This window comes from Desulfosoma profundi, assembly GCF_055387865.1.
In genome coordinates this window covers 152,651-174,565 of record NZ_AP042420.1, presented here as the reverse complement: position 1 = coordinate 174,565, position 21,915 = coordinate 152,651, and the positions used below count along the sequence as shown (strand labels likewise).

The window sequence follows — 21,915 nt, the reverse complement described above, 5'->3', positions numbered from 1 at the left end:
ATGGTTCATGGCCGAAGCGTGGATCCATCCGGGATGGCGTTTTCTCGATGCCGGGAGTGGAGACGGTCGGGTTCTCATTCTGGCCTCCGCCGTTCTGGGACTGAAGGCCTACGGGGTGGAATATGATGAACGGTTATGGCGCCGGTCTTTAAAAAACATCGCAGCTTTGAGCTTTTTCTACCCGGATGTGGTGGATCTTCCCCAGGTGTGGTGCGGTGATTTCTGCGATGAAGACACCTTTTCCCGCAACGGGACGGCTTTCAAGGCATTTGATGTGATCTTCAATTATGCCAATGATCATCACCGCCTAGCGGCAAAAGTGGCCGAAGATGCCACCCGAGACGTTCTTTTCCTGTACTACGGCCCGCAATCCTTCCCGGAATCCTTTCCCGGTTTGATTCCCGTGAAAACGTTGGCGCTTGGCGGGGAGGGCACTTCGGCGCGTTCATACATGCACGCTTACCGGAAAAAGAGTTAGCGCAGGGAAAGCAGCCGCTGGAGTTCCGACCACGGGAACTTTTTCCCGGGACAATCCGTGTTGGCTCCCGGCACGTCGCCATGCCCTAGGATGTTTTGGGGAGGGATCTGATAGTAGTACGCCAGTTGTTGAATCAGGCGGGCAAGGGACTGCATCTGCTTCGATGTGGGCACTCCTTCGTCGAAGTTGCCCACCAGGGCGACCCCAATGCCCGCGTCGTTCATTCCCGAGGCTTTGCAGTGAGCGCCTTTCTGTTGCTTGATCCATCGAGGGGATACCTCGATCTGGCCGTCACCTTTGCCCAACGTGCCGTTGTCAATCAGGAAATGGTAGCCCAAACCATTCCAGAAACCTCGGTTTTGGTGGCTGGAATGGATGAGGGTCGCTTTGCCGATGTCTGTCGCCGTGTGATGCACGACGATGTAACGCCAGCAGGTGTTGGGATAGAGCGGGATGATGTTTTGGAATTGTACGGCATTGGGAATGGTCAGTTTCTGGCCGATGTGGATTGGTGTTCCCGGCTTCAAGCCGTTGGCCCGATAGATGGATTCCATGGGAACCCCGTACATCTTAGAAAGTCGCCACACCGTTTCCATGGGAGCGACTTCGTGGATGACGGTGCGCGGTTGGCCTGAGGATGTCAAGGGTTCTTGAATCACTTGGATCCGCTGTGGCCCGGTGCTGATCTGGGGTGGTGGTCCAAGCGAAGGGCTTGGCGCTGAAGCGACAGGCGCAGGAGCGGGCTTGGGCGGGGGGGTCGGTTGTGAAGCACATCCCGAAAGGACCCACAGCGCCACGAGCGACACAAGTCCCACGCACACCCAATGGCTGTCGGAGAAGCGGCCGTTCATGGCGCCCCCTCCGGTTGGGATTCCATTTCCAGAACCATAGCCGTTTCATCGCAGTCCGGGAACTTGGTGCAATGAAGACAGTCCGCCCAAATCTTTTGGGGAAAAACCTGCTTGTCCGTCACCCGAAAGCCCAGCTTCTCAAAAAACCTGACCTCATACGTCAAGACGAACACCCGGGCGATTCCCAGTTCATGAGCTTCTTGAAGACAGGAACGGACCAAAGCGGTCCCGATACCCCGGCCTTGGCGTTCTGGCACAACCGCCAACGAGCGCACTTCCGCCAAATCTTCCCACACGATGTGCAGGCAGCAGCAGCCCAGGATTTCTCCGGTTTGCGGTGATTCCCAAACAAAGAATTCCCGAACGTGCGTGTAAAGATCACTGAGGGATCGGGGCAAAAGTTTCCCTTCGGCGGCAAAGGCGTTGAGAATCCTGTGAAGTTCTTTGACATCGCGGATCCGGGCCTTGCGAATCATTTGACCTTTTCCCTTCCAAGGTGTCTGCGGCGCCGGCGTGAGAGCATGGCGTCCAGGGTTTTGAGCAGAATGTGGATCTCTTCCTCGGTGGTGCACCAGCCCGGAGATACTCGAATCGAGCCCTGGGGGTAGGTCCCCAGGGTTTGGTGAGCCCAAGGGGCGCAGTGCAGGCCCGCACGGACGGCAATACCGCATTCGGCCAGCAGCGCTGCGGCGTCCTGGGGGGCCATCCCCTCTATGGTAAAGGACACCGCATTGCCGCCTCGAACGGCCGGCCGGTGGACATGGATCCCTGGAAGACTCTCCAACTCGTCCGTCAGGAAATCCGCCAGTGCGAGCTCATGGTTTTGCAAGGTTTCGATCCCCGTCGCACTCACATGCTCCATGCCTGCGCAGAGCCCCACGATCCCTGGGACATTCGGAGTCCCGCTTTCCAAGGCGTCGGGCATTTGAGTCGGCTGTACCCATTCCTCAGAACGACTTCCGGTACCGCCTTCGATGAGCGGCTCCACTGCCAAGTCCGGTCGGACATAAAGGAGTCCGATTCCGGGAGGGCCGAGAAGCCCTTTGTGGCCGGAGCAGGCCAGCATGCCGAGATTGTGGTCCAGAACGGAGATGGGACGGAGGCCGGCGGTTTGGGCCGCATCGAGGAGCACGGGAACGCCGGCCTGGTGGCATATGGCCAACGCCTCCGGTGGACTGACCAAGGCGCCGTTCACATTGGAGGCGTGGACAAGAACCGCCAATGCCGGTGATGTATCCACGGCGCGCCGCAGGGCATCGAGGTCCAAAGACCCATCGGCAAAGCACGGCACTCGAAGGATGTCCAAATCGCGTTCCCGGGCTAACCGGGTCAGGGGACGGGCGACGGCGTTGTGTTCCATGGAGGTGGTGACGACCCGGTCGCCCCTTTTCAAAAACCCTTTGAGGGCCACGTTGAGGCTCTCGGTGGCGCTTTTGGTAAAAACGATTTGGGAAGCCTCCGGAGCTCCGAAAAATGCCGCCGCCGTCATCCGCGCACGATGCACCCTGGCCGCGGCTTCCATGGCCCGTGGGGACTGCCCGCGTCCGGGCGACGTCAACTCCGCCAGAGCCCAAACGACCTGAGCCACAACGGTCTGTGGTTTAGGAAAACTTGTGGCCGCATGATCCAAGTAGATTTCGTGCTGTGAAGGGGTCATGGAGAGCTGTGTTTTCATCCCAGGCGCTGCTCGCCCGTATAGACGGTGAATTTGCCGGCTCGGGCGTAGCCGATCAATGTCATGTTCAGTGTTTCCGCCACACGGATGGCCAATGTGGTGGCCGTATTCCGGCTGACGAGGATGGGAAGGCCGACTTTGGCCGCCTTAATGACAATTTCCGAGGTGAGCCGGCCCGTGGTAAGGAGCATCTTATCGTCCAGCGGCATGTGGTGCAAGAAACTGTGCCCGACGAGCATGTCCACGGCGTTGTGGCGACCGATGTCGTCCCGAAACACCCGGATGCCGGTTGAATCTGCCAGGGCGCAGTTGTGCACCCCGTGGGTTCTCCGGTATGTTCGGCTCAATCGGTGCAGGTCTTCCATTCTTTCCCAGACCATCGAGGCCGAAATGCGAAGTCCGTTTTCCACAGGGTGGGCCAGCAGAGCATCCAAGGCGTTGTAAAACACCGTCCCTTTGCCGCATCCGGACGTGATGGTGCGTTTGACCCAAAGAGTGGACGTGAGGTCGGGGCTTTCTCGGAGTTGAAGAAACACCCGGCCGTTTTCTCGATCGACCGTAAGGTCAAGGAGTTCCTCAAGGTGATCGATGAATCCTTCTGCATAGGCGAATCCGACGGCCAGTTCGTCCAAGTGATGTCCGGCGCACAACAGCGTCACGATTTCCCGGCCGTTGACAAACAGGGTGACGGGGGTTTCCTCGATCACCCATTGTTCTCTCCGCTCCACGGGGCCGTCTACGGAATAAATCCATGTGGCGACTGAGGCCACCTTCTCCTGTTCGTTCATCGGCGCGACGGGGGGAATAAAAGTCATGACGGCGCATCACTCCGCAGTGACCATCGAAGGTAATCCTCGAGGATGCGTCGATGGTCGAACGCCAAATCCTCGGGCAGTGCGCCCAGTGGGAACACTTTCACACCCCGGGCATCGTCTGCGGCGTGAGCTTTTCCGATCCCTATGGCGGAAAAGACCACGCTGACCGTGTGCCTCCGGGGGTCCCGATCAGCTTCCGAATAGGCGCGAAACTGCTTGACATCCACAAGGTCCAGGCCCGTTTCTTCCTTCGCTTCCCGACGTGCCGCCTGTTCCAAGGTTTCACCGTAGTCCACGAATCCACCGGGAAGAGCCCACCCCAGTGGGGGGTAACGTCGTTGGATCAACACGACTCCATTGGGGGTTTCTTCCGGGTGAATGATGATGTCCACGGCAAGGGCAGGTTGGTGCGGGCCAATGGAAGCGCCGCATTTGGGGCACGTGATCACATGGGGTTTCACCGGACAGACTCCTTGGGCTCCTGGGGGAAAACCACGTGTTCCAAGAATACGACCAGGGCGATTCCAGAGATCAGGCCGTTTCCGAGAAAAACCCGTCCCATCCCTGACAGGGACACTATAAAGGACTGGGGGAGAAAGGCCAAGAGCGTGCCGAGAAGCACAGGGATACCCACCACAAAGTAGTCTCGAGCCGTGAGGGATCTCCCGGAAGCGATGACGGCCAATCCGGCTCCTATTTGTCCCGCCATGGCCACGCATAAAGCGGATGCGACGACGGCCGCGGGAACCACAGCAAGGGCGGCGGAGAACTTGGGGACAAAAGCGGCAATGGCCAGCAAGATGCCGCACCATGCCAAAGGATAGCGGCTCGCCACCCGACTTGCCAAAACCACCCCTGGCCCCGTGCTGTACGAGACGGTCCCCACGATACCCAAGAGGGAGCACACCATGCCACATATGCCGTTCACCAAAAGCCCGTGCTGTACAGCGGCGTCTTCCCTCGATCCATTCGTCAGGGCCGCCATGGACTGGATACTCCCCAGGCTGTTGACGGCAATGGCCACATAGGTCAGCCCAAAAGCTGCAAAAGCTTCTGGATGCCACTGCGGAGAAAAGGAAGACCATAAGCGGGGCGGAGAAAACCAGGGAGCTGCAAGGACGGGGTTCCAATCCACGCGGTCGAGGAAAACGAAAGCGACAGTCCCGAAAAAAAGCCCGAGGGCAAGGTTGCAGGTCTTCCAGAGACCTCGCAGACGGTATCCCAAGACCGCCACCAATACGACGAGACCAAGACTGGTCACCAGGACAAGAATGGACGCATCCTTGTGTTTGGGATCTACACCCAGCATGGGAGGAATCAAGTGGGGTAACAGGGAAAAAGCGATCAGCATCAAAATGACGCCGACCACGTTGGGAGTGAAGAGCCGCAGGAGGTGGCGCGTTCTTCCCGTTGCGGCCAGCAGAGCGAGACAGGCCGCCGCGGCGAGAGAAGCTCCTTGAATGCCGCCCACACCTAGGGGAGCCAAGGACACAAAGGTGAGAAGATGCGCCGTGGCCGGGCCTTCCACCAGGGGATATCGATGTCCCCAGAGGGTTTGCGCAAGAGTGCCCAGTCCCGAACAGATGAGGGTCAACTGAAGGAACCGCGCTTCGGTGAGGGCCGGAAGGTTCATGGCCTGAGCCACAATCTTGGCGGCGACCACATATGCCGGGAAGATGATCACGGCCCACTGGACGGCATACAGCAAAGCGAGGGCGAGGGGAGGATGTTCATCGAGCCCGTAGAGGTATCGGTCGCGGTCCATGGCATGCCATCCTGAACGGGCGGCGATAGGCTTGGGTTGCCGCCCCGCCTGGGGGTCGGTCAAGAATTCAGGCGGGACACCGTGGATTGAGGAAGAGGCGCCCTTGCCCTGCACATTTTGTGTGAGTTTGCACGGGGTGCCAGGCCGTTCCCTAGTGTTGGATATCGAAAAGGCTGCTGATGGAATCCTCGTTATGGATGCTTTTAATGGCTTGACTGAACAGGCGCGCTGCCGACACGACCCGAATCTTGTCGCAATGGGCCGCTTGAGGGCGAAGGGGTAGTGTGTCGGTCACCACGAGACTCTTAAGGTCGCTCTGGTCAATGCGCTCTACGGCGGGTCCGGACAAAACAGGGTGGGTGACGCAGGCATGGACTTCGCGGGCGCCCCGATCGAGCAAAGCCCGGGTGGCTTCCACCAAAGTCCCGGCCGTGTCGGCCATGTCGTCTAAAATGATGGCGGTTTTGCCTTCCACATCCCCGATGATGTTCATGGCTTCGGCTTGGTTCACGTCCACGCGCCGCTTGTCGATGAGGGCCAAGCCGGCGGGCAACCTTTGCGCGTAAGCGCGAGCCCGGGGCACCCCGCCGGCATCGGGGCTGACCACCACGAGGTTGTGATCGAAATGCTCCCGAATATAAGGCAGCAGAATGGGCGAGGCATAGAGATTGTCCACGGGAATGTCGAAAAATCCCTGAATCTGACCGGCATGGAGATCCATGGTGAGGATTCGATCCGTACCGACACTCGTGATGAGGTCTGCCACAAGCCGTGCCGTAATGGGAACGCGGGGCTTGTTTTTCCGATCTTGCCGTGAATAGCTGTAGTACGGAATGACGGCCGTAATGCGTCGTGCGGAGGCCCTTTTCAGCGCATCGATCATCACGAGCAGTTCCATGAGATGATCGTTGACCGGGGGAGCTCCGGATTGCACCACGAAAACGTCGGCTCCTCGGACGTTCTCACCGATTTCCACCCGAATTTCCCCGTCGCTGAATGTGGTCACCAAGGCGCGCCCCAAGGGGATTTCTAGAGAATCGCAGATCTTTTGAGCCAATTCCAAGTTGCTGTTGCCCGAAAAGATCTTCAAACCATAGGTCGCCATGCCCGGGTCTCCTCTGCGTCGCAAAACGTTCCTGGCTTCACGAAATGAGCCGTCCCTAAATAGTCCAGGCGACCTGAAATGGCAAGCCTTTTGCCCTCGCCCTGGAGGGCTTTGAATGCCGCGCAGCTGAAGGTGCTCACCATGTCAAAAATCCCTGAAATCGTCATGCACGGCCTTATAGGCTTCGTTTTCCGGGTGATAGATGAACCGATGGCAGTGAGGACACGTCAAGATGTCTTGATCTCGAAGGAGTTCAATGAACCTTTGTGGGGGAATGTTCAAATGGCAGATCTGGCACACACCTTGACTGACCGGTGCGACGGCGACCCCTTTGTAACGCTGCGCGAGCGTGCTCCACTTATTGTAGAGCAACGGGGCAAGCTTTTTTCGGACCTCGACCTGCAACTGCTCGAGGTGGGCAATCTTCCCCTCCACCTGGTCGCTTTCCTGCTGCAGGGCCACTTTTTTTTCTTCCAATGCCTTGCGGCGCTTTTCCACTTCCTGGCCGAGGACTTTCAGTTCTTTGGACAGGATCTCGATTTTTTCCATGAGTTCCAGGACATGGTCTTCACGAGTCCTGACCTCGTCCTGAAGGTCTTGGATTTCTTTCAAGAGGGCATGATACTCTCGATTGGTTTTCACTTCGTGCTCTTTTTGCCGGCTGCGACGGATGCGAGCTTCCAGTTCTGCAATCTCCTTCTCTTCCGAACGGCGCAACTGCACGGCATGGTCATGTTCCGCCTTCTTTAGGAGGTATTCGCTCTCGAACGCCGCAAATTCTTTATCCAGGGCGGCGATCTTCATCGGCGTCTCCTCACGCCTACGCACCAGCTCAGCTTTCTTGTTTTCCAGAATCTGGAGTTCCACCAGATACTTGAGTTGTTCCTGCAAGACAGTCCCTCCTGTTGTCATGAAAGATCACCGTGAGGAAAGGGTCCTTTTCCGCGGTACACGTCCGCACTGCCACAGCGGCTTTGTGGCAGCGGGCTGCGGCCCGCAGAGCGTCGGCCAGGGGAGCCACCACGAAGGCTTCTGATGCGAAGTGGCCGATGTCGATCACCACGATCCCTTGCTCCAGAGCCGCTTGAGCGTCGTGGTATTTGACGTCCCCCGTGATGAAAACGTCGCATTGATTGTGCACAGCTTGCCCGAGGAGGCTCATGCCGCTTCCCGTGCACAGAGCGACCTTGTGGAGGAGTGTTTCGGGATTGCCCACGAGGCGGACACTGTGGATGCCCACAAGGCGAGCCAGCCGCTCTGTGAGTTCCAACGCCGTACATTTCTCGGGCAAGAGTCCCCAGAGACCTAAACCGAGATAACGCGGATCCGGATCCGTCGGAGCTTCTCCTCCCAGGGGGCCCTGGACGCTGAGCCCCATCGCTTGGGCGAGGGCACCGTTTGTGCCTACGGCGGCCGCATCCAGGTTGGTGTGGGCGGCGATGATGTGGACATTGTTGCGGATGGCTTCGGCCACCACCCTCCCCGGAGGACGATCCAGCAAAAGTGATGTCGGAGCTTTGGAAAACAACGGATGGTGAACCACGAGAACTTGGCAGCCATTTTGGGCGGCTTCACGCACCGTATCGGCTGTGGGGTCCAGGGCCACAAGAATACCCGTGACTTCAGCTCGAGGATCCCCGACTTGGAGGCCGCAATTGTCCCACCTCTCGGCAAATCGAAACGGGGCAAGTTCATCGATCCACTGGAGGATATCGGCGACGGTGACATGAGTTTTCATCGGCGATCCCATGCTGCGCGGGAAACAGAAGCCATCGGCACAAAGTCGCCCCAAAAAGCAAAGGGGGTGTTCCCTGTGAGGAACACCCCCCGCCGTATCGGCATCTTTTGTCCGCGAGAGCTCGCTATCCGACCCTTGGGGCCGTGCCTTTTGACATCATCCGCAATCCGAGGGTCCATGTTCGTCGGTTCTCCCAGCAAGAAATGGTGGGCCCACCTGGCCTCGAACCAGGGACCGACCGGTTATGAGCCGGTGGCTCTACCAACTGAGCTATGGGCCCGTGCAAAAGGTGGACACGTATATAAAAATGAGCGCCCCGAAGTGTCAAGGGAAACGTCGCACCGGGATGCCTCAAGAGACCCAAACAACAACGCCCCGGAAGACCGGGTCTTCCGGGGCGTTGGGACGTGGCGTCTTTAAGGAGAATTAGGCGCGTCGGACATTGACGGCCTGGGGACCTTTCGGGGTTTCCGAAATGTCAAAAATCACCTTGTCGCCTTCGGCCAAGGTTCGAAAGCCTCGCCCTTCGATCCCCGAGTAGTGGACAAACACATCCCCGGCGCCCTGTGCCTCGATAAACCCGAAACCCTTCTTCTCGTTAAACCACTTCACTTGACCTTGCTTCATAAATCGAACTCCCTTGTGTTCTCTGTACTGCATGCCGGGTGATGCTTTGGGACTCGAGGCTGCTGAGGAAAAGCCGGACACTCGGTGAAACCAAAGAGCGGACCACAACGTGCGTACAAGAATCTGAAATTTTTGGAACCCCCTTTGGGTTCCAATCAACGTGAACGGCTTGTAACAGGTTCTGTGGCAAAAGCCAAGAACTTTTTTTGTCTCCCTCGAAAATAATTCTGAACCCTTGAATTCTGGTGCTCATGTCGGGCACAGTGTGAAAAGAAAGTCGTCATAAGGATCATGAACCCTGTCTGAAGCGGATCGGGAGGGCGGTCAATGGCCAGAGGAAAACGTATGGTGGTTATCGGAGGCGATGCTGCGGGGATGAGCGCTGCGTCGGTGGCACGACGCCTTCGTGAGGATTTGGAAATCATTGTCTTTGAAAAGGGTCCGCATACCTCCTATTCAGCGTGAGGTATCCCGTACTACGTCGGCAGGCTTGTCGACGACGAGCAAAAGTTGGTGGCACGGTCCCCTGAGGTCTTTCGGAGATCGCAAAACATCGATGTGAGGATCGCTCACGAGGTGCTCGCCATTGATCTTAAAGCAAGGCGCGTGGAAGTGGTGTCCTTGGAATCGGGGCGAAGATTTTGGGAATCCTATGACGATCTCCTCATCGCCACAGGGGCTCGACCCATTGTCCCCCGGGTGCCGGGTCATGACGCTCAAGGGGTGTTAGGCGTGCACACATTGGAAAGCGGCATTCGGGTGCGAGAAACCGTGGAGAGCCTGAAACCCCGACAGGCCGTGGTCGTGGGCGGCGGATACATCGGGCTGGAGATGGCCGAAGCCTTTCTGCTGTTGGGTCTCGACGTGCGCCTCATCGAAAAAGCTCCTCAAGTGATGGGAACTTTGGATCCCGACATGGCCGGTCTGGTCGCCGACGCCTTGACGGCCAAAGGGGTGAAGCTGCATCTGGGCGAATCTTTGGTGGGTTTTGAAACGAAGGATCAACGGCTGAAGGCCGTAGTGACAGACAAGGGCGTTTACCCTGCGGGAATCGCCGTGCTGGGCCTCGGAGTGCAACCCAACACGGAAATCGCGGCTCAGGCAGGCGTCCCCTTGGGTATTCGTGGGGCCTTGAAGGTGGATGCCCGTATGGCCAGCGCTGTGGAGGGCATTTGGGGTGCCGGTGACTGCGCCGAATCTTTCCATCTCCTGACTGGGCGGCCGTTTTACGTGGCACTGGGCACAGTGGCCAGCCGACACGGACGGGTTGCCGGAACGAACATCGCCGGCGGCCAAGCCGTTATGGGGGGAGTTTTAGGAACGGCCGTGACCAAAATCTGTTCCGTGGAAATTGGACGCACAGGCTTGCAAGAGCGCGAATTGCAGGAACTGGGGTGGGACTACGTTGCCGAAACCATCGAAAGCCGCACCAAAGCCGGCTATTTTCCCGGAAGTGGTCCGATCCATGTCAAGCTTCTGGCAGACAAACGGACGGGAAAAATCCTTGGCGGCCAAATTGTGGGGGAATCGGGTTCGGCGAAACGCATTGACGTCGTGGCTACGGCCATCGCCGGAGGCTTGACGGCCGAGGCCATGAGCGACCTGGATTTGGGATATGCGCCGCCTTTTTCGCCGCTTTGGGATCCGGTGATCATTGCCGCGCGGATGCTTTCCAGGAAAGTCGGCCGTTGAGGACGGACAAATAGCCCCCTTTCGGGGGCGTCGGACTTGGGGGACGTCCGTTGTTCACCGGGGCTTACCCTCGGCAATGGCTATCACGCCGAAAGGCCATCGAGGAGCCTTTTGGAGTCTTAACTCAGGTCCCAAGTGGGGGGCGGCCTTTCGCGAGGCACAACGCCTCCAATTCGTCCACCAGGGCTGTTCCGGCACACATGACGGTATCCGCGCCTCCCCAGTAGAGCTTCACGGTGCCATCATCCTCGGGAACCGCACCACAGCTAAAAACCACGTTGGGCACATAACCGGTGATCTCCCAGGGATCTTCCGGCTGCAAAATCCACTCATCTGCAACCCCTAGAAGACGCCAAGGTTCCTGGGGATGATGCAAAGCCACCCCCAGGCGGTAGACGGCCCCTGCCATGGTTTGAAAAACTCCATGAAAGATATTAAGCCATCCCCGAGGGGTCCGAAAGGGCGGTGCCCCGGGTCCGATCTTGAGCTCGTCCCAGTGATAAGAAAGAGGCGTGATGACGACGAGGGAGTTGCCCCAGTGAATGAGATCCGGAGAAAAAGACATCCAGATGGACCACGGGGCAATGTCCGTATGAGGTCGGTCGAGCCGCACGTATTGGCCATGGATGCGTTCTGGAAAAAGGACGACATTGCGGTGATCGGGCGGCGTAATGAGGGCGACGCGTTCGACTTTTTCAAAATCCTGGGTACGGGCCAATCCGATTCGCACGCCGTGCCGGGAATAGCAGCTATAGGTGATGTAGTAGAACCCCTCAAGAAACGTGATGCGGGGATCCTCGACACCGAACGCTTCATAAGTGGCGAAAGGTTCTTCTTCGGCGGGAACGAGAAAAGGCCGAGGATGGACCCGAAAGTGAAATCCGTCACTGCTCTCGGCCCGCCCGATGATAGAGCGGCCGTTGTGCAGATGGGAGCGAAAGAGCATGAGATAGCGATCCTTGTGCTTGACCACGCCCGCGTTGTGCACTGTGGCGACCGGGTAAGGGACATGGTCCTTCGTCAAAATCGGATTTCCTTCAAGACGGCGAACGATGGCGGCTTTTTTTGTCATGGATTTTCTCCACGCATCGTCTCGGATGCAGACCTGTCGTCATGAATCCCTGCCGCCAGGACCACGAGAACAGCCGGTTCGGCGCCGTGATTGAAGATCACGTGAGGCTGCCCGGAAGGCAAATCCAATCCCTGTCCGGGAACCAAGACCTTTTCGTCGTGATCCACCCTGATGGTGGTCCTGCCGGCGACGGCTTGATAACGAAGTAAACTTCCGGCCGTTTTTTGGGGCTGAAAGTCTTGCCCTGGGGGAAGAAGAATCTTTGCGACCATATAGTTGCGCTGACGATCCAGAATCTGGAAAATGTGCCCCCGAGAGACGTCTCTTGAGCGCCCTTTCGAAAGGATGCGAGCATAAACATCCATATAATCCGAGACCATGCGCTCGGCGCTGAATCTCTCCTCGACCCACTGCCGGCAGGCAGCTCGATCGATCTTCTTTATGGAAGCCACTCGATCGACCGCCTCGTCTACGGAAGAAACCAGAAAACCACTGCGGCCGGACGCCACCACCTCGGGCATGCTTCCACGGTTAAAGGCGATCACAGGAGTGCCGCATGCCATGGATTCCACCACCGAAAGCCCGAAGGGTTCGTTGAAGTTAATAGGGTGGAGCAAAGCTTGGGCTTTCCCCAGAAGCTGATTGCGGCGCTCAGGGCCGACGCTGCCCACGTAGCGCACTGACTCGCCATCCAGGAAAGGGGCGACCTGTTCGCGGAAATACACTTCGTCTTGAACGATGCCCGCAATAACCAATTTTTTACCGGCACGCCGCGCGATCTCGATGGCTTCTCTGGTGCCCTTGTCGTGGTGAATGCGACCGAAGAACAATAAATAGTCCTCCGGATGTTCCTGAAAGGCGAATTGGCTCAGGTCAATGCCATGATACACTGTGGCGACGTAAGTAAGGTCCGGGCTGCGGTCCGCATTGCTGATGGAGACATAGTAACAGCGACCGTTGTACTTACGGTAAACCGGAAGAATGCTTGGCGACGAGAACCCATGGATGGTGGTGAGAAGAGGAGTGGAGGTCATCGCGCTGTACGTGAGCGGGAGGAAATCAAAATGATTGTGAATCAAGTCAAACCGATCCCCTTGCTCAAACACCTCAGAAATATGAAGGGATTCCCAGACCTTTGGATTGATACTTTTGTCTTCTTCATAACCGCGCGGACATACCGCCACCAAGCGCGCACGGGTTCGGGAATCGGCGGTGGCAAAAAGGGTGACCTTAACGCCTTGAGCCACCAGCCCTTCGGTGAGCACTGACAACACCGACTCCCAGGGACCGTAATGGCGGGGAGGGGTGCGCCACGCAATGGGAGCGAGCATGGCAATGTGCATGGCGATCAACCTCCGGACACTCTACCTCGGTTTTGGACCCATTGCAGCAGTTCCTTGACCGAAGCATAGGCCAGCGCCACGCACGCATCGGCGGCACCGTAATAAATGCGGATTTCATCTCCGTCGGCGATCCAGCCGCACGGAAAAACCACCTTGTTCACGTCCCCGAAAAGCTCATAATCCATCTCCGGGGCGAAAACCCATTCGTCTCCCCGGGCTATCACTTTCCTCGGGTTTTCCAGATCAAGCAGGGCCAAACCCAGACGGTAAATGGAGCCACTGGCCGTTGTGCGAACCCCATGATACAAGATGAGCCAGCCTTCCTCGGTTCTCAGCGGTGGGGGGGAAAGCCCGATCTTGTTGGCATCCCACCATGCCCCGCGACGTGCAGGGATCAGCAGATGGTGGTCGCCCCAGTGTCGGAGATCTGGAGAGTAGGAGATCCAGATGTGGGCACCCGCGCCGGGGAAGGTGGCCGCGGGGCGATGAATGATGGCCCAGCGCCCACCGAAGCGCACCGGAAATAAGGCGGCATCCTTGTCTTCTGGGGGGAGCACTGCTCCCAACCTTTTAAAGTGTTTAAAGTCTTCCGTGGTGGCCAACGAGACCAAGGGGCCGGCCTTAGAATAAGCGGTGTAGGCAATCACCCAACGATTAAGTTCCTCGACGAAGGTAATCCGTGGATCCTCGATGCCCCAGACCTCTTCCGGATAATTGTCCGGGTCAGGCGAAAGGGTGGGGTGAGAATCAATCCTCCAATTGCTGATGCCGTCGTGACTGCGGGCCACGGTGAGATGGGAGATGCCTCGACGATCCTCGACTCTTAAAAGAAGCACGGTTTCGTCGCCTACAAGGGTAGCTCCGGCATTGAAGACCGTGTTGGCCTCGTAGGGCAGATCGGCCGCGGTGATCAACGGATTATTGGGGTGGCGACGTATAAGGCTTGAGCTCCTGTTTTTTGGCATGGCGAACTGATCCTTATCCTTCTTCGTTTTTCTCCACACGACGCAAAGTCCAAGCCTGAAAAGATCCCCAAAGCCCGGAGATTTTTCCCTCCGACAACAGGCCCTATGGGGCCGCGTCGAAACATCAAGGTTCGCCGTGCTGGACCGCATCGGCGGCCAACACGCGGCGCGGCCGAAAACTCTGCTTTGTTGGCATCTGGCGACACTTCGCCTCCGCCGCAGAGGCTTCCTCAGACCCGCTCAGAATCCGCGTCTCAAGACCCACATAGATTTGCGCTTTGGTCAGGGCTGACAGGGCGAGCAGAAAGCAGATGGTCGATTCCGCACCCTGGTTCATGCTCACGCCATTGGTATCGAGGCCATCGGCACACGCCGCCGTGGTGAAATCGTAGAGGGAAGCCTGCAAGCGATTACGCCCGAGAAACCACTCGAAGGCCGCTTGAGCCAACTCCATGTAACGCTCGTCTCCTGTCGTCTGATGGGCGGCGATATAAGCCTCCACAAGATAACCGGCATCGATCGGCTGCTGACCAAAAATGGCCTTTCTCCCGCCTCGTGGGTACCAGCCCTCATTGCCAACCAGATCGAACATGGTGCCGTCATATTGAATGCGGGTGAGAAATTCCAGAGAAGCCAATGCGACCTGTAAGTAACGCTTTTTGCCCGTGACCTGGTAAGCAAGGAGCAGAGCATGCGGCATTTTGGCGTTCCCATAAGTGACGACATCCTCGAACCACGCCCAGTCCTTGGTGCTGTGCGCCTCGTACATTTTCACGAGGAGATCGGCCATTTTGGTCAGATGCGAACGCATCCGGCGGGCTCCTGGGTAGCGTTGAAGGAAAGCGTGCAGACCGCATAGGCCGTAAGCCATGCTCCGGGGGTAGTGCAGATCCATGCCCTCGACGGCCTTCTCAAAAAGTTGGCGCGCCAGGGCACGGAATCTTTCGTCGGGACCAAGCCACACGGCCACCCCGAGCCCCCAAAGGGCCCGGCCAAAGGTATCTTCGCTGCCTTCTTCGTCCAAAAATTGGCGGCAATAGTTCATGTAGTTATGGAAGCGGCCGTTGGGCAGCTGCGCATGCGCTAAAAAAGAAAGATATATGCGTGCCAATTTGACAGCTTCGGGATCTCGTTTCTGCTCATGGTAATGAAGAACGGCGGCAAGGCCGCGGCCGACATCGTCTGTGGAGTATCCGTGATCCCGATCCACGATACCGCACCGGGCATGTTGTGCTGGACCGGTGTAGTCGGTCAAAGCAATCAAGTGGTCCAGGCGAAGCTCCGGTAAGGTACTGTACTTTTTTCTCCTGGATAGTGCCCGGCGATACTCCGGGATAGGCACATAGGCCTGAAGACCTTCATCAAAAAACTCCAAATACTTACGGGCCACTTCCTTCCAGACCATTTTGCGTCCCAGCTCGTAGGCTTTCTTGCGCATGAGATGGCGCCGTGGTTCATCTTCGATCAATTCAAGGATGGCGCGAGACAGTCCCTGGCGATCGCCAAAATCCACCAGGAGACCTCTCCCGTCGGCGAGCATTTCTTGAGCGTACCAGTATGGGGTGGAGATAACCGCCTTGCCCATTCCCATAGCGTAAGCCAGAGTGCCACTGGTGATCTGTTCACGATTTAAGTAAGGAGTCAGATAGATGTCGCAGGCGCCGATAAATTCGCACAATTCGGTAAGCGTGACATAGCGGTTGTGAAAAATCACATGCTCTGTTAAGCCCAGCTGCCGTACCAAACGTTCGAGTTGCAAGCGGTACTGCTCACCAAAACGGCGCTTTACCTCGGGGTGGGTCGCACCGAGCACGATGTAAACGAGGTCGGGGTAGCGCTCAATGACCGGAGGGAGGGCTTCAAGAACGGTTTCAATCCCTTTGTTGGGATTGAGAAGGCCAAAGGTCAGCAGGACAATGCGGCCTTCGACTTGAAACTTGTCTTTGAAAAAATTCGGATCCACGAAAGGGACATCGGGAATGCCGTGAGGGATAAAGCGAATCTTTTTCTCAGGTACCCGATAAACTTTCTGAAGAATGTCCACCGCCATGTGGCTCATGACGACAACCCGATGGGAAAGTTGGCAAACCTCCCGCAATGCCCACACATACCTCGGGTGCGGCTCTTTGAGCACGGTGTGGAGCGTCGTGAAAATGGGTTTGCGCAGGCCCGAAAGAAGCTCAAGCACATGGGTGCCTTCCGGGCCTCCGAAAATCCCGAACTCATGTTGTACAGAAACCAGGCTGGCGCCGGAAAGGTTGACGTATTCGGATGCAAGCCGATAGTCTTCCAAATTGTCTTGATTGATTTCGAACAAGACCTCGGAGGGATAGTCATACCCTTCGGAGCGGTTGTTCATGGCGATGACTCCGACGCGGTGACTTCCGATTTCCCGGCGAACAGCGCTGGCAAGATCGTGGGTGAAGGTGGCGATGCCACAGTTGCGGGGTACGTAGGTGCCCAGAAATAGAATGTGAAGATTGGACCGCGGCCGCCCAATCGAGCTCGTCGCTCCCATCTTTACCTCCATGTGCCACGAAGCATGCCCAAGGATGCCCGCGACGCCACAGCACGGCCCGCCTTTCTCCCATGGAGAGACCCCGACGAAATGGGCTCTTGTGGCTCGTGGGCAGAACTCACCGTCAGGAGGCGTTTTTCTGGGGGTGCGCCCGCTTCACGGTGATGGGCCACAGCCTCACTACGGAAAAGAATATGGACTAATGGATCTATGGTGGAGACGCGTCCTCGCCGCCCGCCTGACTCTGCAGGGGATTCGCGCCCTAGGGGAGTGTTTTATGGGGACCCGGCAGTCGGACCGGCATGAAGAATCGCGTCTTCTACCACACAGAGCGATTCACAATCCTGAACGACCACCCGATATGTGAGCGGATTTAAACCTCCTCTGCACCATATGGGAAACCTTTAGGATTTTCATGCGACAAAAACACAGTGTAACATTATGCAAAGCATGCTATCTTGTCAAGGCGTCTATCCATGGGCTTTTTAGGAAAGACATCATGTTCATTGATAAAGGCCAAGACGAGTTGATTCGAAGAGAGGAGGAGGGATTTTCGGTTGTCTTATGGGAAGACATTGTGCCTGCGATTCTCCAAAGGACCCCGTCATTCCGGGCTGGTGCCGTCGGTGCCTCCATACGGCTCCGAAAAGAGGGAGAGGCTCCCTGACCGTGATGGAAAAGTTCCACGTTTTCAGGAAGCTGAAAGGTTGGCCAGGAGAAAGCTGCACCGTGGCCTCGGGGAGCAACGGAAGCACGCCTGGACTTGAGGCCGCCCGCCGAGTGCTTTCGGATTGCCGGAGCTGGCGGGCCGCGCATTGCTTAAGGCCCTTGACTAAGGGGCACCCAAGCGGCCTAGGGGCCATAGAATCGAGCCGTGGTCATCATCTTTGAAAGGGGGAGGGTGCGATGAGCCTTGCGGACGCTCGTCTTCGTCTTTCGAGACACCGGGGCACCAATGGTCCTGGCTCTCCAGATTCGCACTCGCCGGGATCGAGCACGGAAGGTGCCCCGCCTCGTGGATCATCGGGGATCATGTCTCGATAAAGCTCTTCAGTTCCTTTCGCCGGCTGGGGTGGCGAAGCTTCCTGAGGGCCTTGGCTTCGATTTGACGGATGCGTTCACGAGTGACATGAAAATCCTGCCCGACCTCTTCGAGCGTATGGTCGGATTTTTCTCCAATGCCGAACCGCATGCGCAGGACCTTTTCTTCTCTGGGCGTCAGTGTGGCGAGAACTTTCCGGGTCTGCTCGCTGAGATTCAAATTGATGACCGCATCCACGGGGGATGTGACCCGCCGGTCTTCGATAAAATCGCCCAGATGACTGTCTTCTTCCTCGCCGATAGGTGTTTCCAAGCTGATGGGTTCCTTCGCGATTTTGAGCACTTTTCTTACCTTGTCCACAGGAAAGTCCATCCGTTCCGCGATTTCTTCCGGGGTTGGTTCGCGTCCCAACTCTTGGACAAGATAGCGTGAGGTTCGGATCAGTTTGTTGATGGTTTCAATCATGTGCACGGGAATACGAATGGTGCGGGCTTGATCGGCGATGGCCCGGGTGATGGCCTGGCGGATCCACCAGGTCGCATAGGTGCTGAATTTGTAACCCCGTTGATATTCGAATTTGTCCACGGCTTTCATGAGGCCGATGTTTCCCTCTTGGATGAGGTCGAGGAACTGCAGGCCCCGGTTGGTGTATTTCTTCGCGATACTCACCACAAGGCGCAGATTGGCCTCAATGAGCTCGCTCTTGGCTTGCTTGGCCCGCGCCATGCCGTCCTCCACTTTCCTCAAGATCAGTCGAAGGCTCTTGGAGTCCATTTTCGCCTTCATTTCAAAATCGCTGATCTGTTCCCGAGCTTGGACGGCCCGGCGGATGAGAGCCACAAGGTCTTCCCGCGACATTCCAAGACGCGCGGCGTGACGTTGCAGTTCAGCCTCCTCCTGGTCCACATCATCAAGCCATCGTTGGAGTTCGGTTAGGGGCTTGCCGGTGATCAACAGGCAGTGTTCCAAATCCTTTTCCGCCTGCTCGATGGATTCCAGGTAGGAACGCAGCTTGGCGACGATGCGGTCGATCTGATGCTTATCGAGTTGCAAGTTTTTGAGCAGGCTGACGATCTGTTCCTTTTTCGCCTGGACTTCGGCGGTCAAGAGATCTTTTTCCGAAGGGCGTAAGTCCTCGGAAAGCAGCCGCACCTGTTTTTCTCGGATCTCGGTGTCCAACCGCTTAACCTGCTCCAAAATCTCGATGACCTTACCGCGCAGGTGCTCCTTTTCCTCTTCCGGCATTTCTTCTTCGGTGGCAATGAGGACTTCGTGAATCTTCGTGCGCCCGCTCTCGAGATCTTCTTTGATGGAAAGGATCTCTTCCACCCCTAGGGAGGATTCCATCAAGGCGTTGAAGACTTCCCTTTCTCCCGCCTCGATCCGTTTGGCAATTTCCACTTCGCCTTCACGGGTGAGTAGAGACACCTGGCCCATCTCCCGCAGGTACATTTTCACGGGATCGGTGACCCGTCCTTCTACGTCCAAATCCAAAACGGCTTCTTCTTCGCCCTCATCCTCCTCGACGTCATCGTCGCTGGAGCGCTCTTTGACCACCTTGACCTGTTGGTCCGAATCGACGATTTCGATATTCATTTCATCGAAAATCATCATCATGTCGTCCAGTTTTTCCGGCGTCACGAGATCGTCGGGAAGGACCTCGTTGAGTTCATCATAGGTCAGGTAGCCCTTTTCTTTTCCGGCGCTGATGAGTTTTTTGAGATCTTCCAGTCCGGGCCGTTTTTGGGAGGTTTCTTCCGTGTGCTTTTTAGAATCTTCGGTCATGGGTCGTTGACTCCTTCGGTGGGTTCTCTAAACCTTTAACCCCTTCTTTCGGCCGCGCAAAGGGCTTGGTACTCTTCCAGGAGTATTTTTCGAGCCTGGGCATCGCCCGAGCGATCAGCATCTGCGAGAGCCATTCGAATTTCCGCGAGTCTTTTTTTCCTGCGGCGCAGGATCAAGCTCTCGATCCTCTCTTTCATGAGGAGCCTGGCGGCGTCTTCGTCCAGAGGATTTTCGTCCTTTTCCATTATGAGGCGGGCCAGGAGCTGCCGGCACTGTTCGTCGTCAACCGTCATCGACGTCCATGAAAAATGTTCGGACAAGACATGTGCACCGGTGGCGATCATCGCTTCCAACAGTTTGGCTGTCGAGGACGGCTCGACATGCTCGAGTACCCCCATGGCCGCCGCCTCCAGGGCAAGACTCGGGTGCTGGAGGATCAAACGGACAATGGTTTCTTCCGCAGACGGCACATCCCGAACGGCATGCCTCATCCTTTCCGTCCGCAAGGACGGAGATGGCCCCTCGCCGATCATCCTTCCCGAGGGGCGCTGAAAACGGCTCTGGACCACCGTCTCGGGTAAAGAAAGCTTTCCTGCAAGGTGTCGTGCCATTTCATCCCGCAGGACCGGTTCCTGGACTTCTCGCGCAAGGTCTGCCAATTCGTTGATGACCCGCACTTTGTCTTGTGACGTCCCGTTCCACGTGCGGGCGACAGTATCCACGGCAAAGTGCAAGAGTTCTTGGCGCCCCTTGAGACGTTCGAGGAAAGCCTCCAGACCGTACGTCCTGAGGTAGTCGTCCGGATCCATGCCCGAAGGCAACGTCAAGCAGCTGGCAGCGAGACCGTGTTGCACAAAGAGAGGCACAGCCCGAAGCATAGCCTTCTGACCTGAAGCGTCTCCGTCGTAGACCAAGACCACCTCATCGGCGATGCGCTGAAGCAGACGGACTTGATGGGCGGTGAGTGCCGTTCCCAGGGTGGCGACCACGCGCTGAAAACCTCGAGCGTGAAAAGCCAAGAGATCCATGTAGCCTTCCACCACGATGACCTGCCGCTCTGCCCGGCAGGCCTCCCGAGCCGTCGCGTACTGATAAAGGGTCCGGCCTTTGTGATAGACATCCGTTTCCGGGCTGTTGAGGTATTTGGGCTCCGTCGCGTCCAAACTACGTCCCCCAAACGCCACAAGCCCGCCGTCCGGAGCGGTGATGGGAAACATCAGCCGATGCCGGAACCGGTCATACACCGTGCCTTTGTCTGAGCGGACCACGAGACCTGCGCGGACAGCCACATCGATGCTGACACCTTTGGATTGCAGGTGCTTCAAGAGTTGATCCCAGCCGTTCGGAGCGTATCCGAGGCGCTGGGATTGAACGACTTCGGGTGTCAGGCCCCGCTTGTGAATATAGTCCCTCGCAAGACGCCCCTGTTCCGGGTGATGCAGACGGCTCACAAAAAAACGACAGGCGATCTCCAGGGCGTGAGAGATCGCCGTCAGGACTTCGGTTTTTTCCTTCGGGGGTCCCAAAGAGTCGGCGGGGAGGGGGATGTGGTAACGGTCAGCCAGAGCCTTGACGGCTTCAGGGAACGTCAAGTTCCACTGCCGCATGGCAAAGGTGATCACGTCCCCCCCGGCCCCACACCCGAAGCAGTAAAAGAACCCATTGGCGGGGTCCACATGAAATGAGGGAGTCTTTTCCTTGTGGAAAGGGCACAGCCCCACATGCCGGGTGCCCACGCGCCTCAGCGGGACCACACTGCCGATAAGGTCCAAAATGTCGACCGCCTGCTTAATCCGTGTTGCCGCATCCGACGTGGTCACCGCCCCGTGCCAGCCTCCAGGGATCCCTGTGAAAACATGGGGTCGGTTAGCGACCCAAAACTTAGAAGATTTACCCTACTTCCGAGAAATCTTCAACCCCAAAACAACTGGGATTCCCGCGGCCGCCTTCCCTCCGATCCGCACTCACAACCCGGTCAGCTGGGCTCGAACCATCTCCTGCACCACACTGCCTTCCGCGCGACCGGCAACACGGGGCATGAGCAGCTTCATGACCTTGCCCATCTCCTTGACAGAGGCGGCACCCGCTTCGCGGATCGCTTCTTGGACCAGCTCCTTGAGAGCCTCCGGGTCCAGTGGTTTAGGGAGGAAGGATCTCAGCACTTCCATTTCTTTGTTTTCCTTGTCCGCGAGATCCTTCCGTCCGCCGGCCAAGAATTGCTCCACAGCGTCTTTACGCTGTTTGATGGCGCCGGCGATGAGTTGATGAATTTCTGCCTCTGTGGGTTGACGCCGGAGTTCTTTTTCCTTGTTCTTGATGGCGGTGAGGAGCATGCGCAAAGCGGTGCGACGATCCTCATCCCGGCTCCTGATGGCTTCTTTCAAAGCCTGTTCAATCTGGTGGAGTAGTTCCATGGGCTAGCCTCCTGGAATGAGTGATTGTCC

At 57.3% G+C, this 21,915-nt stretch carries 19 protein-coding genes and 1 tRNA gene; 2 read left to right on the top strand and 18 right to left on the bottom strand.

Annotated elements, in window-relative coordinates; translation table 11 throughout:
* Positions 1 to 7 precede the first annotated feature (7 nt).
* Positions 8 to 478: a class I SAM-dependent methyltransferase gene (locus ACZ5K9_RS00690; RefSeq protein ID WP_464272518.1), complete on the top strand. Its 471-nt coding sequence runs from the start codon at positions 8 to 10 to the stop codon at positions 476 to 478.
* On the opposite strand, the gene ACZ5K9_RS00685 is transcribed toward ACZ5K9_RS00690, so the two are convergent.
* The 11 genes from ACZ5K9_RS00685 to ACZ5K9_RS00635 form a co-directional block, all read right to left on the bottom strand.
* Positions 475 to 1,329, bottom strand: a complete 855-nt coding sequence (locus ACZ5K9_RS00685) for an N-acetylmuramoyl-L-alanine amidase (RefSeq protein WP_464272517.1) — start codon at positions 1,327 to 1,329, stop codon at positions 475 to 477. The two genes, ACZ5K9_RS00690 and ACZ5K9_RS00685, sit on opposite strands and share 4 nt — an antisense overlap.
* Entirely contained in the window at positions 1,326 to 1,805 is a 480-nt protein-coding gene (locus ACZ5K9_RS00680; RefSeq protein WP_464272516.1) for an N-acetyltransferase, read from the bottom strand. Before ACZ5K9_RS00680 ends, ACZ5K9_RS00685 begins: the two co-directional genes overlap by 4 nt.
* On the bottom strand, positions 1,802 to 3,004 hold the full coding sequence (locus ACZ5K9_RS00675; protein ID WP_464272515.1) for an aminotransferase class V-fold PLP-dependent enzyme: 1,203 nt from the start codon (positions 3,002 to 3,004) through the stop codon (positions 1,802 to 1,804). Before ACZ5K9_RS00675 ends, ACZ5K9_RS00680 begins: the two co-directional genes overlap by 4 nt.
* Positions 3,001 to 3,819 (bottom strand): formate dehydrogenase accessory sulfurtransferase FdhD, encoded by an 819-nt coding sequence (fdhD, locus tag ACZ5K9_RS00670; RefSeq protein ID WP_464272514.1) that lies wholly within the window; start codon positions 3,817 to 3,819, stop codon positions 3,001 to 3,003. Before fdhD ends, ACZ5K9_RS00675 begins: the two co-directional genes overlap by 4 nt.
* Positions 3,816 to 4,280 carry an NUDIX domain-containing protein gene (locus tag ACZ5K9_RS00665; RefSeq protein WP_464272513.1) on the bottom strand — a complete coding sequence of 155 codons (465 nt, stop codon included), beginning with the start codon at positions 4,278 to 4,280 and terminating at the stop codon, positions 3,816 to 3,818. The genes fdhD and ACZ5K9_RS00665 overlap by 4 nt, the downstream gene beginning before the upstream one ends.
* Positions 4,277 to 5,584 carry a uracil-xanthine permease family protein gene (locus tag ACZ5K9_RS00660; protein WP_464272512.1) on the bottom strand — a complete coding sequence of 436 codons (1,308 nt, stop codon included), beginning with the start codon at positions 5,582 to 5,584 and terminating at the stop codon, positions 4,277 to 4,279. The genes ACZ5K9_RS00665 and ACZ5K9_RS00660 overlap by 4 nt, the downstream gene beginning before the upstream one ends.
* Before the next feature lie 151 nt (positions 5,585 to 5,735).
* Entirely contained in the window at positions 5,736 to 6,689 is a 954-nt protein-coding gene (locus ACZ5K9_RS00655) for a ribose-phosphate diphosphokinase (protein ID WP_464272511.1), read from the bottom strand.
* 144 nt (positions 6,690 to 6,833) lie between these two features.
* Positions 6,834 to 7,580, bottom strand: coding sequence for a zinc ribbon domain-containing protein (locus tag ACZ5K9_RS00650; protein WP_464272510.1), 747 nt, complete (start codon positions 7,578 to 7,580; stop codon positions 6,834 to 6,836).
* Positions 7,522 to 8,427 (bottom strand): Nif3-like dinuclear metal center hexameric protein, encoded by a 906-nt coding sequence (locus ACZ5K9_RS00645; RefSeq protein ID WP_464272509.1) that lies wholly within the window; start codon positions 8,425 to 8,427, stop codon positions 7,522 to 7,524. Before ACZ5K9_RS00645 ends, ACZ5K9_RS00650 begins: the two co-directional genes overlap by 59 nt.
* 204 nt (positions 8,428 to 8,631) lie before the next feature.
* A tRNA-Ile gene (locus tag ACZ5K9_RS00640) sits at positions 8,632 to 8,707 on the bottom strand.
* 146 nt (positions 8,708 to 8,853) lie between these two features.
* Positions 8,854 to 9,054 (bottom strand): cold-shock protein, encoded by a 201-nt coding sequence (locus tag ACZ5K9_RS00635; RefSeq protein ID WP_464272508.1) that lies wholly within the window; start codon positions 9,052 to 9,054, stop codon positions 8,854 to 8,856.
* A gap of 327 nt (positions 9,055 to 9,381) precedes the next feature.
* Here ACZ5K9_RS00635 and ACZ5K9_RS00630 point away from each other — a divergent pair, with 327 nt between their 5' ends.
* The gene (locus tag ACZ5K9_RS00630) at positions 9,382 to 10,746 is read left to right on the top strand and encodes an FAD-dependent oxidoreductase (RefSeq protein ID WP_464272507.1); all 1,365 of its coding nucleotides are present in this window, start codon (positions 9,382 to 9,384) and stop codon (positions 10,744 to 10,746) included.
* A gap of 124 nt (positions 10,747 to 10,870) precedes the next feature.
* Here ACZ5K9_RS00630 and ACZ5K9_RS00625 read toward each other — a convergent pair whose 3' ends face one another.
* The 7 genes from ACZ5K9_RS00625 to ACZ5K9_RS00595 all read right to left on the bottom strand — a co-directional run bounded on the left by ACZ5K9_RS00625 (position 10,871) and on the right by ACZ5K9_RS00595 (position 21,885).
* Complete coding sequence (locus tag ACZ5K9_RS00625; RefSeq protein ID WP_464272506.1) at positions 10,871 to 11,818, bottom strand: glycoside hydrolase family 130 protein; 948 nt, start codon at positions 11,816 to 11,818, stop codon at positions 10,871 to 10,873.
* Positions 11,815 to 13,161, bottom strand: a complete 1,347-nt coding sequence (locus ACZ5K9_RS00620; RefSeq protein ID WP_464272505.1) for a glycosyltransferase — start codon at positions 13,159 to 13,161, stop codon at positions 11,815 to 11,817. Before ACZ5K9_RS00620 ends, ACZ5K9_RS00625 begins: the two co-directional genes overlap by 4 nt.
* A gap of 5 nt (positions 13,162 to 13,166) precedes the next feature.
* On the bottom strand, positions 13,167 to 14,126 hold the full coding sequence (locus tag ACZ5K9_RS00615) for a glycoside hydrolase family 130 protein (protein ID WP_464272504.1): 960 nt from the start codon (positions 14,124 to 14,126) through the stop codon (positions 13,167 to 13,169).
* A gap of 124 nt (positions 14,127 to 14,250) precedes the next feature.
* Positions 14,251 to 16,644 (bottom strand): glycosyltransferase family 4 protein, encoded by a 2,394-nt coding sequence (locus tag ACZ5K9_RS00610; protein ID WP_464272503.1) that lies wholly within the window; start codon positions 16,642 to 16,644, stop codon positions 14,251 to 14,253.
* Between the two features lie 1,030 nt (positions 16,645 to 17,674).
* A complete protein-coding gene (gene rpoD / locus ACZ5K9_RS00605) occupies positions 17,675 to 19,471 on the bottom strand; it encodes an RNA polymerase sigma factor RpoD (protein ID WP_464272502.1) in 1,797 nt (598 codons plus the stop codon).
* A 35-nt stretch (positions 19,472 to 19,506) separates the two neighbouring features.
* Positions 19,507 to 21,291, bottom strand: a complete 1,785-nt coding sequence (dnaG, locus tag ACZ5K9_RS00600) for a DNA primase (RefSeq protein WP_464272501.1) — start codon at positions 21,289 to 21,291, stop codon at positions 19,507 to 19,509.
* 144 nt (positions 21,292 to 21,435) lie between these two features.
* Positions 21,436 to 21,885 (bottom strand): GatB/YqeY domain-containing protein, encoded by a 450-nt coding sequence (locus tag ACZ5K9_RS00595; protein ID WP_464272500.1) that lies wholly within the window; start codon positions 21,883 to 21,885, stop codon positions 21,436 to 21,438.
* Positions 21,886 to 21,915 lie beyond the last annotated feature (30 nt).

Bases quoted from the DNA above. Each gene is read 5' to 3' on its own strand.
- fdhD (WP_464272514.1), bottom strand. From the start codon at position 3,819: ATGACTTTTATTCCCCCCGTCGCGCCGATGAACGAACAGGAGAAGGTG.
- ACZ5K9_RS00655 (WP_464272511.1), bottom strand. From the start codon at position 6,689: ATGGCGACCTATGGTTTGAAGATCTTTTCGGGCAACAGCAACTTGGAA.
- ACZ5K9_RS00635 (WP_464272508.1), bottom strand. From the start codon at position 9,054: ATGAAGCAAGGTCAAGTGAAGTGGTTTAACGAGAAGAAGGGTTTCGGG.
- ACZ5K9_RS00680 (WP_464272516.1), bottom strand. From the start codon at position 1,805: ATGATTCGCAAGGCCCGGATCCGCGATGTCAAAGAACTTCACAGGATT.
- rpoD (WP_464272502.1), bottom strand. From the start codon at position 19,471: ATGACCGAAGATTCTAAAAAGCACACGGAAGAAACCTCCCAAAAACGG.
- ACZ5K9_RS00645 (WP_464272509.1), bottom strand. From the start codon at position 8,427: ATGAAAACTCATGTCACCGTCGCCGATATCCTCCAGTGGATCGATGAA.
- ACZ5K9_RS00690 (WP_464272518.1), top strand. From the start codon at position 8: ATGGCCGAAGCGTGGATCCATCCGGGATGGCGTTTTCTCGATGCCGGG.
- ACZ5K9_RS00625 (WP_464272506.1), bottom strand. From the start codon at position 11,818: ATGACAAAAAAAGCCGCCATCGTTCGCCGTCTTGAAGGAAATCCGATT.
- ACZ5K9_RS00660 (WP_464272512.1), bottom strand. From the start codon at position 5,584: ATGGACCGCGACCGATACCTCTACGGGCTCGATGAACATCCTCCCCTC.
- ACZ5K9_RS00675 (WP_464272515.1), bottom strand. From the start codon at position 3,004: ATGAAAACACAGCTCTCCATGACCCCTTCACAGCACGAAATCTACTTG.
- ACZ5K9_RS00685 (WP_464272517.1), bottom strand. From the start codon at position 1,329: ATGAACGGCCGCTTCTCCGACAGCCATTGGGTGTGCGTGGGACTTGTG.
- ACZ5K9_RS00595 (WP_464272500.1), bottom strand. From the start codon at position 21,885: ATGGAACTACTCCACCAGATTGAACAGGCTTTGAAAGAAGCCATCAGG.
- ACZ5K9_RS00615 (WP_464272504.1), bottom strand. From the start codon at position 14,126: ATGCCAAAAAACAGGAGCTCAAGCCTTATACGTCGCCACCCCAATAAT.
- ACZ5K9_RS00620 (WP_464272505.1), bottom strand. From the start codon at position 13,161: ATGCACATTGCCATGCTCGCTCCCATTGCGTGGCGCACCCCTCCCCGC.
- ACZ5K9_RS00610 (WP_464272503.1), bottom strand. From the start codon at position 16,644: ATGGGAGCGACGAGCTCGATTGGGCGGCCGCGGTCCAATCTTCACATT.